Annotated in this window: 11 protein-coding genes; 4 read left to right on the top strand and 7 right to left on the bottom strand. The window is 62.3% G+C overall.

What is annotated here, in order from left to right; translation table 11 throughout:
* Positions 1–46: 46 nt before the first annotated feature.
* A complete protein-coding gene (locus tag IFT99_RS00150; protein ID WP_065987254.1) occupies positions 47–514 on the top strand; it encodes a flagella synthesis protein FlgN in 468 nt (155 codons plus the stop codon).
* Between the two features lie 82 nt (positions 515–596).
* Positions 597–1,337, top strand: coding sequence for a flagellar brake protein (locus IFT99_RS00145; protein WP_141695117.1), 741 nt, complete (start codon positions 597–599; stop codon positions 1,335–1,337).
* Between the two features lie 250 nt (positions 1,338–1,587).
* On the opposite strand, the gene IFT99_RS00140 is transcribed toward IFT99_RS00145, so the two are convergent.
* Both IFT99_RS00140 and IFT99_RS00135 read right to left on the bottom strand, forming a co-directional pair.
* The gene (locus tag IFT99_RS00140; RefSeq protein WP_192130014.1) at positions 1,588–3,066 is read right to left on the bottom strand and encodes an MFS transporter; all 1,479 of its coding nucleotides are present in this window, start codon (positions 3,064–3,066) and stop codon (positions 1,588–1,590) included.
* Positions 3,067–3,120: 54 nt separating this feature from the next.
* Positions 3,121–4,362, bottom strand: a complete 1,242-nt coding sequence (locus IFT99_RS00135; RefSeq protein WP_192130487.1) for a glutamine synthetase family protein — start codon at positions 4,360–4,362, stop codon at positions 3,121–3,123.
* Positions 4,363–4,716: 354 nt separating this feature from the next.
* Between IFT99_RS00135 and vioA the strand changes: the two genes are divergently transcribed.
* Entirely contained in the window at positions 4,717–5,835 is a 1,119-nt protein-coding gene (gene vioA, locus IFT99_RS00130) for a dTDP-4-amino-4,6-dideoxy-D-glucose aminotransferase VioA (protein WP_065987252.1), read from the top strand.
* 77 nt (positions 5,836–5,912) lie between these two features.
* A complete protein-coding gene (locus IFT99_RS00125; RefSeq protein ID WP_192130013.1) occupies positions 5,913–9,446 on the top strand; it encodes a glycosyltransferase in 3,534 nt (1,177 codons plus the stop codon).
* Positions 9,447–9,524: 78 nt separating this feature from the next.
* Here the strand turns inward: IFT99_RS00125 and IFT99_RS00120 are convergent, their stop codons facing one another.
* The 5 genes from IFT99_RS00120 to IFT99_RS00100 are packed head-to-tail and all read right to left on the bottom strand — an operon-like array spanning position 9,525 to position 14,122.
* A complete protein-coding gene (locus tag IFT99_RS00120) occupies positions 9,525–10,544 on the bottom strand; it encodes a ketoacyl-ACP synthase III (RefSeq protein ID WP_192130012.1) in 1,020 nt (339 codons plus the stop codon).
* Between the two features lie 7 nt (positions 10,545–10,551).
* Positions 10,552–11,193, bottom strand: a complete 642-nt coding sequence (locus IFT99_RS00115; protein WP_192130011.1) for an acetyltransferase — start codon at positions 11,191–11,193, stop codon at positions 10,552–10,554.
* Positions 11,190–11,951, bottom strand: a complete 762-nt coding sequence (locus IFT99_RS00110; RefSeq protein ID WP_192130010.1) for an SDR family oxidoreductase — start codon at positions 11,949–11,951, stop codon at positions 11,190–11,192. Before IFT99_RS00110 ends, IFT99_RS00115 begins: the two co-directional genes overlap by 4 nt.
* Positions 11,952–13,055 carry a 3-oxoacyl-ACP synthase III family protein gene (locus tag IFT99_RS00105; protein ID WP_192130009.1) on the bottom strand — a complete coding sequence of 368 codons (1,104 nt, stop codon included), beginning with the start codon at positions 13,053–13,055 and terminating at the stop codon, positions 11,952–11,954. It lies immediately after the preceding gene.
* The gene (locus IFT99_RS00100) at positions 13,052–14,122 is read right to left on the bottom strand and encodes an aromatic ring-hydroxylating oxygenase subunit alpha (RefSeq protein WP_192130008.1); all 1,071 of its coding nucleotides are present in this window, start codon (positions 14,120–14,122) and stop codon (positions 13,052–13,054) included. The genes IFT99_RS00105 and IFT99_RS00100 overlap by 4 nt, the downstream gene beginning before the upstream one ends.
* Between the last annotated feature and the right edge of the window lie 89 nt (positions 14,123–14,211).

Here is a 14,211-nt window from a genome sequence, read left to right as displayed (position 1 = left end):
CAGGTCTGCGCAGGGGCTTCTGGACGCTTAAACACCAGGGCATGCGATGCAAGACACTACATTGCTTCAACTGATCACGGACGACATTGCGCCAACCCGGCATCTGCTGGACATCCTGAAGGCCGAGTCAGTGGCGCTTCACGGGCGCAATATGGTCGAGATGGAACACATCCTGGCGCAGAAACAGGCGCTGGTGATCGTGCTCGAGCAGCATGGACGCCGACGTACCCAGCTGATGACCAGCCTGGGTCTGCCCGCCAATCGTGCGGGACTCGAAGAAGTGGCCAAACATTCGTCAGTGGGTGAAGCCCTGTTAACCGCAGGTGATGAACTCAGCACACTGATGAGTGAATGCCAGGCCGCCAACGAACAGAACGGCAGCCTTATCCAGCTCCAGCAACTCACCACGGCACAGCAGTTGAGGATTCTCAACGGCGGCGATACCCCGACGCTGTATGACAGCCGCGGTTCGACGTCGGGCAAGGCCAGGCCACGTCCGCTCAGCCAGGCGTAAGTTCTTGTATCAAGGTGCGCACCGTGGTGGCAATATGCCGCACGCTGAACGCTGCCGTTATTTGCCTGGAGATGGATAGACCGTGAATGCCTCAAGCGCGGAAGATGTTCCGCAGCCCCCGAAGGTACTGACCACCCCGTTGGAAATCGCCGCCAATCTGCGGCTGCTGATGGAAAGTCATGACCCGTTGATCATCACGTTTCACGAGCGCACCCAGCGGTTTCAGAGCTACGTGATCGACGTCAATCGCGACACCAACGAGATGATTTTCGACGAGATGATCCCCCGTGACGGTGAGCGTTTCCTCGCCAGCGGTGAGCCCTTCCGGGTCGAAGGTTTTCACGACGGCGTGCGCATCGCCTGGGAAAGCAAAGACCAACTGACCGTCATTGCAGAGCCGCGCAGCTATCGCGGGCCTCTGCCCCAAGAAGTCGTTTATCACCAGCGCCGCAACGCGTTCCGCGCGGCGCTCAAACTCGCGTCCCTGATCGATGTCGAGATCGGTGGCGACCGGCTTAAATTCCCGTTGCGCGGTAAGCTGCTGGATGTCTCCGCCACCGGCTGCAAGCTACGGTTTGAAGGCGATGTCTCGGAGCGCATGCAATTGGGTCAGGTCTATGAGCGGTTCATCGCTTCCCTGCCCTTCGGCAACATGACCACCCCGGTGGAACTGCGCCATCTGCACTTCGAAGAAAGAATCAACACTACATTCGCCGGTGTGCGCTTTCACAACATGAGTGGATTGGTGCAGCGCCAGGTCGAGCGTTTTGTGTATCAACTGCAGCGCGAAGCGCGACGCTTCGACAAAGACGACGATTTCTGACCGTTGTCGGTGGCTCGGCTGGCGTGTTTCAGGGCGTGCCGGCGGGTGAAGCAGGACCGTCCTCAGACGGGAATAGACGCTTGAGTACACCCTCAATTTTGCGGTGTAACGAAGGATGCCTTCCCGGCTAAAGCCAGTCCTACTGAGGGGACGCGGTGTGACAGTGGGACCGGCTCAGCCGGGAAGACGTCCTCGTGGCCACCCTCGGTTTTGCGGTGTCGCGGCGGTCTCGGGAGGGACCGCCCCCCCATCACAAAGGCCGATCCACCCCAACATCCCGACGCACCTCAACCGCCTCCTCCGGCCCAGCCGCATCAGGTTCAGCAGCCACTTCCTCATCCATAATCGCCACCGGCCGCACAACGCCCTCACCCGACGCCACAACCCGCTCCACCATCTCTGGCTGTACTTCTGCATCGGCCGCCGCATCCGGCGCAACCTCTGACGAAACCTCTGGCTCGGGCTCAACGTCCTGCATCTGATCCTGCACCACCTGTTCATCCACACGCGGGTCAAGGGCGACCACCAGCGGCGAGCTGGACATGCTGTCGGGCATTGCAATGTGGTGCAGCGGGGCGTCTTCGACCTGGTGCAGGTTGGTGACGGCTTTCGGACGGATACGCAGCACTAGCACCAGCGCCACGAAGCAGACAAAGGCATAGAGCATGTTGCTGCCGAACATCTTCATCAGCACGCCGGACACCAGCGGGCCGATACTCGCGCCGACGCCATAGGTCATCAGCAGCATGGCGGTCAGCGACACGCGCCGCTCGCCTTCGACGTGGTCGTTGGAAAACGCCACGGCCAACGGGTACAGCGAAAACTGCAGCAGGGATGCCAGGAAACCCACCGCCAGCAGCAGCTCCATCGGCACACTCGGGAGGATCGCCAGAGGCAGCGATGCCAGCACCAGCAAGCCGGCGACGCCACGGATCAGCCAGGCACGGTCATAGCGGTCCGAGAGTTTGCCCAGCGGGCCTTGCACGATAAGGCCCGCGCCGATGCAGCTGGCCATGAACAGACCGACATGCTCGGTGGACAGTCCCTGTTGCGCGGCATACAGCGGCGCCAGGCCGTAGAACGAGCCGATGATCATGCCGGCGCTCAACACCGTGGTCAGCGACTGCGGCACACGGCGCATGAAGAACAGCGGCTCCAGCGGTGCCGGGTGCATGGGCGCCGGGTGAATGCTGCGGGTCATTGCCACCGGCACCAGGCACAGCGCAAAGCACATCGCCACGAGCATCAGCAGTTCAGGGCCGAGCTGCGGGTGAATGACCAGAATCAGCTGGCCGAGCACTAGCCCCAGGTACGAGGCGATCATGTAAAGGCTGAACACGGTACCGCGCTGCTTGGGCGAGGCCTGCTCGTTGAGCCAGCTCTCGATGACCATGTACTGACACATCATGCCCAGGCCGACGATCATCCGCAGGAAGATCCACGCCGGGAGATAGTCGAACAGCCCGTGGCCCAGCACCGCGGCGCCGACGATACCGGCGCACGTGGCGTACGCACGGATGTGCCCGATCCGGCCGATCAGCCGGTGGCCGATCTTGCCGCCCAGGGCCAGACCGACATAGTTCGCCGCCATCAACGCACCGACCCACAGGCCATCGACCTGATCGGCGGCCAGACGCAAGGCAAGGTAGGTGCTGAGCAGGCCCGAGCCGATCAACATCATCAGCGAGGCAAAATACAGCGCTCGAAAGGACTTCCAGATTTGGCGCATAGCTTTCCAAAAGACGGAAACCCTCGATTTCAGAGGATTTCCGAACAGCGATTCTTAAGCCTGAGCGGCCAGAACGCGGCGCTCCCAGGGGGTGATTTCGTTGAAGAAGCTGGTCAGTTCCAGGGTCTTCGACGCGACGTAGCCTTCGATGAATTCGGCACCAAACAGTTCCTTGGCCAACGTGCTGCGAGTCAGACGTTCCAAGGCAGCGTGCAAGGTACATGGCAACGACAGATTATCGGGCACGACGAACTCACCTTGAATCGGTGGCGACGGTTCGAGCCTGTGCTCAATACCATGAAGCCCCGCAGCCAGACTGGCCGCAATGGCCAGATACGGGTTGGCGTCGGCGCCGGGCAGACGGTTCTCGACCCGACGGGCGACCGGTGCGCTGGCCGGAATGCGCAGGCCCGCCGCGCGGTTGTCGTGGGACCAGCAAGCATTGTTCGGCGAAGCAAACGGATGGCACAGGCGCTGATAGGAATTGACGTTCGGCGCGAACAGCGCGGTGAAGTCGGCCATCGCCGCCTGCTGCCCACCGATGAAGTGATGGAACAGCTCGGTGGCCTCGCCCTGATCGTCGCTGAAGATGTTCCGGCCGGTGGCGGTCTCGACCACGCTCTGGTGGATGTGCATTGAGCTGCCGGGGGTGTGCGCCAGCGGCTTGGCCATGCACACCACGATCAAGCCGTGCTTGAGCGCGACCTCCTTGAGCATGTGCTTGAACAGGAACGTCTGGTCGGCCAGCAACAACGGATCGCCGTGCAGCAGATTGATCTCGAACTGGCTGACGCCCATCTCGTGCATGACGGTGTCGCGGGGCAGACCCAGCGCCGCCATGCAGGCATAGACCTCTTTGAAGAACGGCCGCAGGCCATTGTTGGAACTGATGCTGAACGCCGACTGGCCGTCTTCGCGACGACCGTCCAGACCGACCGGCGGCTGGAAGGGCTGGCTCGGATCGGAGTTGGGCGCGAAGACAAAGAATTCCAGTTCGGTCGCCACCACCGGTGACCAGCCATGGCGGGCATAGCGGGCAACCACCGATTTGAGCTGACCGCGGGTGGACAGCGGGGACGGTTGGCCGTCCAGCTCGTCGGCGTCGCAGATTGCGAGGGCGCGCGGCTCGTCGCTCCACGGCAGACGATGGGTCTGCTGCGGGTCGGCGATCAGGGCCAGATCGCCATCGTCGCTGCCGTAGAATTTCGACGGCGGGTAGCCGCCCATGATGCATTGCAGCAGCACACCCCGCGCCAGCTGCAACCGACGGCCTTCGAGAAAGCCCTCGCCGGACATCACCTTCCCTCGTGGCACGCCGTTCAGATCCGGCGTGACGCATTCAATTTCATCAATGCCCATCAGTCGCTGCGCGAGTGAATGGTGGTCATCGCTGCTCATGACTCAAATCCTTTTTCGTGGGGCACGCCGCAGTGCGGCAAGGCGTACAAAATAAGCGTCGGGCGTTCGGAATATCAAGCGCATCTTTGCAGCACGGCGGGTTGGCCGGGTTCTTGCTTTTTCGGTGCCATAGCGCCGCAAACGCCATTTCGATGACGGCGAGCGTTCGACGACGCCAGCCAACACAACGCGGGCGTTCCGCCGTGCGTCCACGAGCACAGCCCGCAGCGCGTCAGAGAGCACAGGAAGCTTATGAGTAAAACGATCCCGGTCACCCAGCCTTTGCTGCCGCCGTTGGAAGAGTTCATGCCTTATCTGCAGCAGATATGGGACAGCAAGCGCCTGACCAACGCAGGCCCGTTCCATGAAAAGCTGGAGAAGGACCTGGCCGCGTACCTGGGTGTCGATCATTTGTGCCTGTTTTCCAACGGCACACTGGCGCTGCTGACCGCATTGCAGGCCTTGCGCGTGACTGGCGAAGTCATCACCACGCCCTACTCGTTTGTCGCCACCGCCCATTCGCTGTTGTGGAACGGGCTCAAACCGGTGTTCGTCGACATCGCGCCGGGCACCTTCAACCTCGACCCAGACCGCATCGAAGAGGCCATCACCCCGGCAACCACCGCGATCATGCCGGTGCATTGCTATGGCATGCCGTGTGACGTCGACCGCATTCAGCAGATCGCCGACCGTTATGGCCTGAAGGTGATTTACGACGCCGCTCACGCCTTCGGTGTGCAGCACCAGGGGCAGAGCCTGTTGCGCAACGGCGACCTGTCGGTGCTCAGCTTCCACGCCACCAAAGTCTTCAACACCTTCGAAGGCGGCGCGATCGTCTGCCCCGACGCGAAGACCAAAAAGCGCATCGATTACCTGAAGAACTTCGGTTTTGCCGATGAAGTGACCGTCGTGGCGCCCGGCATCAACGGCAAGATGAGCGAGATCAACGCCGCGTTCGGCCTGTTGCAGCTCAACTACATCGACGGCGCGCTGGAACGCAGAAAGCAGATCGACACGATGTACCGTGAAGCCCTGACGCAGATACCCGGCATCGATTTGCTCTGGAGCCCCGGCGAGCACCACAACTATTCCTACTTCCCGGTGCTGGTGAGCGACGCCTTCCCCATCAGCCGCGACGCCTTGTTCGAGCGCTTTCGCGAGCAGGACATTCTGGTCCGGCGCTATTTCTATCCGCTGATCTCGTCGTTCCCGATGTACCGCAGCCTGGAGTCGGCCAAACCGGACCGCCTGCAGGTGGCGAGCGATGTGTCGAATCGGGTTCTGTGCCTGCCGATCTTCGATAGCCTGACCCCGGATGAATTCGCCCGCATTATCGCGATCATGCAGACGGTGCTGGCCGAGCACCGCTGAGCCGCGCCCACATTCACATCGCCGGTCCGCACCCATGAGCGCAAACCGGCGCCCGTCATCCGTCGCAAGGTAACCCGATGAGCGCTTCACGCCTGGTCAGCATCGTCATTCCCGCCTACAAACCCACGTACTTCGAGGTGGCGCTGCGCAGCGCATTTGCCCAGGACTACGATCAGTTGGAGATCGTGATCTGCGACGACTGTCGTGACGGCGGCATTCGCGCGCTGGTGGATCAGTTGACGCCGGAAAGCCCGTTCCCGATTCGTTATTTCTTCAACGAACAGTCACTGGGCGAAGCGCTGAACGTCGCACGCGGCATCAAGGAGGCGCGCGGCGCGTACATCAAGTTTCTCTACGATGACGACCTGCTGGAACCCGAGTGTGTCAGTGCGCTGGTCGAGCTGCTGCATGGCCATCCGGACATCACCCTCGCGGCGGCAACCCGTCGCCTGATCAACGAAAACGGCGAGTTCCTGCGGGAGAACATGCTGACGGTGTTCCCGTTCAAGGAAGACGTGGTCATCCACGGCCCGGAGCTGGTGGCCCTGCTGTCGGAACTGCCGTTGACGTTTATGGGCGAACCGAGTTCGGTGATGTGCCGGCGTGACAGCGCGCTCGCCTATGGCCAAGACCTGATGGCGCTCAAGGGTCTGCCGATCCACTGGCTTGGCGATATCACCCTGTACGTCAAACTGCTGCGTGAGGGCAATCTGGCGTTCATCAGCCGTCCGCTGTCGCGCTTTCGCATGACCGACACCCAGAGCAGCAGCATTGCGCGGGCCACGCCGCAGATCGCCAAAGAAGGTCACGCCAACTATTACCGCATCACCAAAGAGCTTGAGTGGCTTCGCCCGCTGGCCGACAACGGCGACGTCAAGGTCGCGCCGCTGCATGATCGGGAGAACTTCGTCCCCTTCAATCTGCGTGCCTGGTTCTTGCAGAAGTCGGCAACGGAGGTCCGCCACGACCAGATCCAGGAGTGGGCCTGGCAGCGTCGCCCCGCCGGGCCGCAGAAGCCGCACATCGTGCAGTACTTCCAGCAGCACAACGGCGCGCCGACCTTCGCGATCATCGTCTCCGATCTGCATAACCGCCAGCAGGCACTGGTCAAGACCCTGGTGAGTGTCGAGGCGGCCACCCGCGGCTGGATGCCGCCACGGGTGTTCGTGCTCTACGACGGCAGCCGCGAGACGCCGCAACAAGTGGCGGACAACCCGGCTGTGTATGTGCCGGTCACGGGGCGCAACTGCGCGGCGCCGCTCAACCGGCTGATGGATGAGCAAGGCTTCGACTGGTTTCTGATGCTCGATGCCGGCGCGACAGTCAATGTCGCCGGGCTGTTCAAAGCGGCGGTCAAAATCAGCGAAGGGCCGACCACCCGGGCCCTGTTCGCCGATGAAATTGCCCAGACCCAGGACGACACGTCGGAAGTCATGCTGCGGCCGGACTTCAGCCTCGATTACCTGCTCAGCTGCCCGGGGGTGACCAGCAAGCACTGGATCTTCAACCGCTACTCGGTCATTGATGCCGGGCGGTTCGATGCGCACTACCCCCAGGCGCTTGAACTGGACCTGATCCTGCGCCTGATCGAGCACGATGGCATGGGTGGCCTCGAACACATTGCCGAGCCCCTCGTCACCCATCGACCGCAAGCGCGGGAGTCGAACCTCGATGAAGCGCGAACGCTGCAGCGCCACTTGCTTGCCCGAGGCTATGAAAACGGCCAGGTGATCGAGACACGCCCTCGGCAGTACCAGATCAAGTACGGCCACGCGGGTCAGCCCAAGGTCTCGATCATCATTGCCACTCGGGACCAGATCCTGCTCCTGCAGCGTTGCGTCGAGAGCATTCTGGAAAAGACCACGTACCCGAATTACGAGATCCTCATCGTCGACAACGACAGCCATACGTCTGAGGCCATTGACTGGCTGAACGGCGTCGCGGCCATGGGCCTGGAGCAGGTGCGGGTGTTGCGCCATCCCGGCGAATTCGACCGTTCGGCCCTCTACAACGGCGCCGCACGGCAAGCGACCGGCGAGTACCTGTTGCTGCTCGACACCAGCACCGCGGTGTTGCACGGCGACTGGCTCGGCAACCTGCTCAATCATGCGCAACGGCCCGAAGTCGGCATCGTCGGCGCAAAACTGCTGGCGCCGGACAACACGATCCGCCACGCAGGCCTCATCCTCGGTTTACACGAGCCTGTCACCCCGATCTTCAGCGGCCAGAGCGGCGCCAGCGAGGGCTACATGCAGCGGCTGGCGGTGGATCAGAATTACAGCGCGGTCAGCGACGCCTGCCTGATGATCAGCCGGGCGCTGTTCGAAGCGGCGGACGGGCTGGATGGCGGTGAGCTGAACACCCGTTATCGCGGCGTCGACCTGTGCCTGCGGGTGAAGGAATCCGGGCGGTTGATTGTCTGGACGCCCCACGTGGTCCTGCTGCACGAGGCCGCGCAACTTCCAGAAGCGGTCCCGCCCGAAGCGCCAGACGACGAGGCCAGCGCTGCGCTGTACCGCAAATGGCTGAAGTACATCGCCCATGACCCTGCGTACAACGATAATTTTTCAGCCCGTGCCCAGGGCTTGCAGCTCGAAATCAATACGGCGTTGACCTGGCGGCCGCTGTCATGGCGGCCCGTGCCGATCGTGCTCTCGCACCTGAACGACCGCTGCCCGGCGAGCCAACGCCTGAACGGTGCGCTGGACACCCTCGCTGACGCACTGCTGATCGAGCCTGTGTCCGTGCCTGACGTCCTGACCCTCGGCGAGTTCGCCCGCCTGCGCCCGGAAGCAGTGATCCTCCAATGCCCCTTGAGCGAAGCGTCCCTTGACGACATCCGCACGATCAAGGCGCACACCCAGGCGCTGCGCCTCTGCGACATGGATCAATACCCGCCGTCAGCCGAGCGATTGCCCGGCGCGCCTTTAGCCCAACAACTGCGTGACGGTCTTCAGACCAGCCTTGCACTGATGGACAAGGTGGTGGTGTCCAGCCCAGGGCTGGCCAATGAACTGAGCGCGCTGCATCCGCACATCGAGGTCATCGAAACCCGCTTGAGCGAACGCTGGCAGCGGGTGCAGTGCCATTCGCTGCCCCATGACAAGCCACGGGTCGGCTGGGTCGGCACGCAGGCGGAAGTAAACGATCTGGCGCTGATTGCGGACGTGATCGAAGCATTCGCCGACCGGGTCGAGTGGATCATCATGGGCCCGTGCCCGCAGGCCCTGCGCCCTTATGTTCATGAATGGCGCAGCCCGGTGGAAGGTGTCCTGTATCCCGGCGTGCTGGCGTGTCTGGACCTGGACGTCGCCCTGATTCCCGCTGACCACGATGTGTTTGGCGAACACAGAAGCTGCCGCCTGGCGCTGGAGTTCGGCGCCTGTGGCTATCCGGTCATCGCCACCGACGTGCAGGGCCTGCGCAACAACCTGCCGCTGACGCGGGTGCAAAACACAACGGCCGCCTGGACCGACGCCATCGACCAGCACCTCAACGATCTGGACGAATCAAAACGACTCGGGCAGGCCTTGAAACAACGCGTGATGAGTGACTGGACGATGGATGAGGCGTATCTGCAGCGCTGGCGCCAGGTGTTGCTGGACCGCTGAATAAAAAAGGGCTCCTTCGTGGAGCCCTTTTTGTACCGGTGAACAGGCACTTTACGCGCTTGAGGGTGACCCATTCGCTCACCAGCGAATCACGCACCCACCCCACGAATACCCCACGCCGAAACCCACCGCCGTGATCACGCTGCCGGGTTGCACCTGGCCTTTCTTCAGCGCCTCTTTCAGCGCGATGGGAATGCTGCACGACACCGTATTGCCGCAGTGCTTGAACTCGGTGATGAATTTCTCCGGCGGCAGCTTCAGCCGGCGGCGCAGGGCTTCGAGCATGAACTGGTTGGCCTGGTGAAAGACGAACAGGTCGGAATGCTCGACCGTGAATTGCTCGTCGAACAGGGAGGCGAACAATGCCGGGACTCGGGTCATGGAGAATTCGAAGATCGCCGGGCCGTTCATGTACAGGTCCGCGTCCGAACGGACATTGCCGCTGTCGTCTTCGTACTCGACGGGCATGTGTTCCGCGTCGAACGGCCGGCGGGCAGCGCCCATGGGCACGATCAGGTTGTTCGCGCCGGCGCCGTCGCTGCCGTAACGGAAGCGATCGAGGCAAGGCCCCTCCTCGTCCGACGCTTTGATCAACGTGGCGGCCGCCGCATCGCCGAACAGCGTACGCACGCTCTTGTCCTGGGGGTTGATGTAGCGGCTGTAGGTTTCGGCGGTGATCAGCAGCACGTTCTTGCACTGTCCGGATTCGATGAAACCTTTGGCAATGCCCAGCCCGTAGATAAACCCCGAACAACCCTGATTGAAATCGAACGCGGCGCAGTGCTGCGGCAGTTGCAGGCGATGCTGCAGGATGCAGGCGGTGGCCGGGAGCATGTGATCGGGGCTTTGGGTGCAGTAGATCAGGCAGTCGATCTGCTCGCGCGGCGTGGCGCTGGTGGCGAAGAGTTTTTCGCAGGCGCGAAACGCGAGGTCCGAGGCGGTCTCGTCGTCGGCAACGATGTGCCGCTGACTGATCCCGGTCTTCTGGAAAATCTTGTCGACGTCCCACTCCGGAAATGCGTCGGCCAGCATCTGGTTGTCGAGCACGCGCTCAGGCAGTTCGTATTCGATCTCGGCGATTCGAGCGTAGGTAGGCATGTCGTTTTTATCCTGAGATGCACTTGGCCGGCACACCGAAAACCACGCTGCCGGGTTTGACCGCCCGCAGCACCACGCTGCCGGCGCCGACCACAGCCCCTTTGCCGACGCGCACCTTGGGCAGCACGGAGGCGCGCGAACCGAGGAACACTTCGTCTTCCAGCACCGCGCCGCCGGTCAGATCACAGTGCCCGCTGAGGGTCGAGAACTGGCCGATGACGGTGTCATGGCCGACGGTACACAGCGAGTTGATCGTGACGAAATCGCCAACGACCAGGTCCACCGACAACACTGAAAACGGGCACACCAGCACGCCCCGCCCGATGGTCACGTTCTCGCCGACGATCGCCGTGGGGTGAATCAGCGTGAAAAACGCCGCGCCCTTGGACAGCAGCTTTTCCACCACGTATTTCTTGTCAGCGGGCTTGCCGATGGCGCAGAGCAGCAGCTCATCGTCGGCCGGTTCGTAGGCGTCGATGGTCGAGATAATGTCGGCGTAATGACTGAAGCGATTGAGGGACAGGCTGCCATCATCGATGAAGCCGCCGATGACGTAATCCGGGTTGTGCTCGACCCAGTCCTTGAGCCAGGAATGGACCTCCCGGCCCAGACCGCCTGCGCCAACGATAAGGAGTTTTGTGGTGTTCATTCGACCAGGTAACCTCCATCGACAACCAGCGAAGTACCCGTGACCCAGCGCGCGGCCGGTGACAGCAGATAATTGACGGCGTAGGCCACGTCCAGCGGATGACCGAGCCCCAGCGGATGTTTGCGTTCGATGGCGGCCATGGCGTCTTCGCCGACCAGGCCTTCGAGCTTCTGCGCCATTTCGGTCTTGATCACGCCAGGTGCGATGGCGTTGACGCGGATGCCTTCCCGCGCCAGCTCAAGGGCGGCGGCGCGGACCATGGATTCGACCGCGCCCTTGCTCGCGCAGTAACCGATCAACGCGGGTTGAGCGACCTGAGCCATGACCGAGGACAGCATGACGATGCTCGACGGGTTGCGGCACACGCCTTTTTGCCGGAACGCCTTGATCAGGGAAAACCCGGACGTGACGTTGGTGGCAAAGATGGTTTCCCAGTGGTCCAGGCCCATGGCCCGAATCGGCAACGGTAATTGCACGCCCGCGGCATGCACCAGACCGTCGAACGGCGAGCCATTGCGGGACAGGCCTTTCAGCCAGGCGGAAACATCGCCGCCACCCAGAAAATCGAACACCTCGACCGAGTGACCTTCGCCGTGCAGCTGGCTGAGGGTTTCCTCCAGGCGCTGAGTGTCACGGGCCACGGCGACGATGCGCGCGCCCTGCCGGCTCAGCCAGATGGCGACTTCACGGCCGATCCCGGAGGACGCGCCCGTGACCAGGATGGACATGCCGTCCAGTGAGAAAGGATTGCTCTGCACTTACGCCTCGCTACTGTCTGTGCCGACCAGGGTCAGCGGGCTGATCCACGTGTTGTCGAGATCGACGACGCACCCGGCCCACGAATACCCCACGCCGAAACCGGCGAGCAGGTGCTGGCCGTGCAGGGTCGATCCGCTGTCGGCCGTGGCCGCGTTGGCGCTGAGACTCAACGCCAGGGGAATCGACGCGCTGCTGGTGTTGCCGACGTTCTGCAGATTGAGCACGACCTTTTCCGCCGGCAATTTAGTCTTCTTCGCCAGGTGCTCCAGCATGAAGCGGTTGGCTTGGTGGAACACATAGTTGTCGATGGGGCGTTGCTGCTCCTCGGCGTGTTGTTCCAGCGTACGCACCAGCCCCGGCACGCGGGCCAGGGTGAAGGCGAAGATCTCGGTGCCGTTCATGTACAGGTCGAACGGCCCGCGCACGTTGTCTTCACGGGTGGAGCCATCGGCCCCCTTGCGGTCACGAAACCCGCCGCCGGGGACGATGAGGTTCTTCTCGCCACGGCCGTCGGTGCCGAGCACGAACGGTACGCCCGCAACAGTACTGTCGTGGTCGAGCAACGTGGCGGAACCGGCATCGCCAAACAGCGCGGCCACCGAGCGATCACCCGGCGCCACCAGTTTGCTGATGGTGTCGCCGACCAATAGCAACACCCGTCGGCTGCCGCCACCGGCGATCATCGCCGAGGCCATCCACAGCCCGTAGACGTAACCCGAACACCCCATGTTCACGTCGAGCGCTGCGGTGGTCACCGGCAATCCAAGGCGCCGCTGCAAGGTGCAGGCGGTGGCCGGGAGCACGTAGTCCGGGGTCTGGGTGATGAAGATCAGCGTGTCGATGGACGACTTGTCGATGCCCATATCAGCCAACAGACGCTCGGCCGCCTCGACACACAGGTCCGAGGTGCACTGGTCCTGCACCACATGCCGGCGTTCGATGCCGGTGCTGGCCATGATCTTGGCGATGCTCTCGTCGCCGAAGCGCCCGGCCAGGTCAGCGACATCTGCCACGGCCTTGGGCAGCGCGCAGGCGATGCCCCTGATTTTGACGTTGGCAATGCTGCGCACTGCGTCAGCGTTACTGCCCGTGACGCTACTCATACCCGTTCCTCGCCAACCGTTGTAGCGGCACCGGCCTGTCGTGCCCACTCCGCGCAGGACGCCCGAAAATGCAGAAGCTTGGCTTCCAGCGAGCTGTAATAACGCGGGGCATGCCAGGACCAGGTGTCGCCAGGAATTCTCTTGCAGATAGTGTGATCTTCTTCAAACACGGTCCGGTTGTTGTCGGCCGTGGAGGTCATGAACGTGGACACGATCTCGTCGTATCGCTCGGACGCGGCCCGCAGCGGGTACAGCTGGCTGGTGAACCAGGTCCGGTCGGGTTGGCCAGAAGGAAAGAAATTCTGCATCGACCACGAATAACCGTAGGTCGAGGACAGCATCGAAAACGGATACAGAAAAAGGCTCACGTACCCAGCGTAGAAGTCCCGAGGGGCGAAAAAGCGCGACAGGCTTTGCAGCCGTCGGGCGACTTTTTCATTCTCTACCGGGGCGTACCAGATGGAGTTCTCGCCGTAGAACACATTCTCGCCGATGCCCAGTTTCAGGGTCGCCAGGGTGTCCCGGTGCACGAGGGGGATGTGGTACGGCTCGAGGGCGTTTTCCAGGGAAATTGGCCAGTCGGCTTCGAAAACGTAGCGATTGAAGTCCGCAGGCTTGTTCAAATTCGGCGTTGTCTGCTCAAGCAGCGTGAAGATGTGCTGACCCAACTGGTCAAGCAGCGACGCCCGGGGCTCGATGGCAAAAAACACCAGCTCGCCGCAGGTCGCCAACTTGAAGAAATTCAGGCTGGCGCTGCCGATGTCACAGCCGACAAAACGCTTGGCGTCCGGGATGCGCAGCTGTCCGGCGGCGTAGTTCCAGCCGTGGTAGGGACACAGGATCCGCTGCTGGCCGGCGTCTTCGGTGAAAAACCGCGTCCCTCGGTGGGGGCAGCGGTTGTCGAAGGCGATCAGATTGCCCGCATCGTTGAACACCACGACTTCGAAATCCAGCACGTTGAAGCGCACAAAATCCTTGTCGTCGGCCACTTGCGACTTCAGGCAAAGCGGATGCCAGTAGGCTTTCACCAGGTCCGGCGCGATCCGTTGTGAGGCTGTGCACGTCATGAGTCTGTCCAGAAAACGGGGGACACGCTTCAGAGCGCCACACCGAGGGCCGCATGGCTGCCCGGATGATGAAACGCTTACGCCTGGAA

The sequence above is a fragment of the Pseudomonas sp. CFBP 8772 genome (assembly GCF_014841665.1).
GTDB classification, from domain to species: Bacteria; Pseudomonadota; Gammaproteobacteria; order Pseudomonadales; family Pseudomonadaceae; genus Aquipseudomonas; species Aquipseudomonas graminis_B.
Note: the sequence above shows the minus strand (reverse complement) of the source record. Positions and strands in the feature narration are given on the sequence as shown.

Excerpts from the sequence above, each read along its gene's own strand:
- IFT99_RS00150 (WP_065987254.1), top strand. The coding sequence starts at position 47 with ATGCAAGACACTACATTGCTTCAACTGATCACGGACGACATTGCGCCA.
- IFT99_RS00140 (WP_192130014.1), bottom strand. The coding sequence starts at position 3,066 with ATGCGCCAAATCTGGAAGTCCTTTCGAGCGCTGTATTTTGCCTCGCTG.
- IFT99_RS00135 (WP_192130487.1), bottom strand. The coding sequence starts at position 4,362 with ATGTCCGGCGAGGGCTTTCTCGAAGGCCGTCGGTTGCAGCTGGCGCGG.
- vioA (WP_065987252.1), top strand. The coding sequence starts at position 4,717 with ATGAGTAAAACGATCCCGGTCACCCAGCCTTTGCTGCCGCCGTTGGAA.
- IFT99_RS00125 (WP_192130013.1), top strand. The coding sequence starts at position 5,913 with ATGAGCGCTTCACGCCTGGTCAGCATCGTCATTCCCGCCTACAAACCC.
- IFT99_RS00120 (WP_192130012.1), bottom strand. The coding sequence starts at position 10,544 with ATGCCTACCTACGCTCGAATCGCCGAGATCGAATACGAACTGCCTGAG.
- IFT99_RS00115 (WP_192130011.1), bottom strand. The coding sequence starts at position 11,193 with ATGAACACCACAAAACTCCTTATCGTTGGCGCAGGCGGTCTGGGCCGG.
- IFT99_RS00105 (WP_192130009.1), bottom strand. The coding sequence starts at position 13,055 with ATGAGTAGCGTCACGGGCAGTAACGCTGACGCAGTGCGCAGCATTGCC.
- IFT99_RS00100 (WP_192130008.1), bottom strand. The coding sequence starts at position 14,122 with ATGACGTGCACAGCCTCACAACGGATCGCGCCGGACCTGGTGAAAGCC.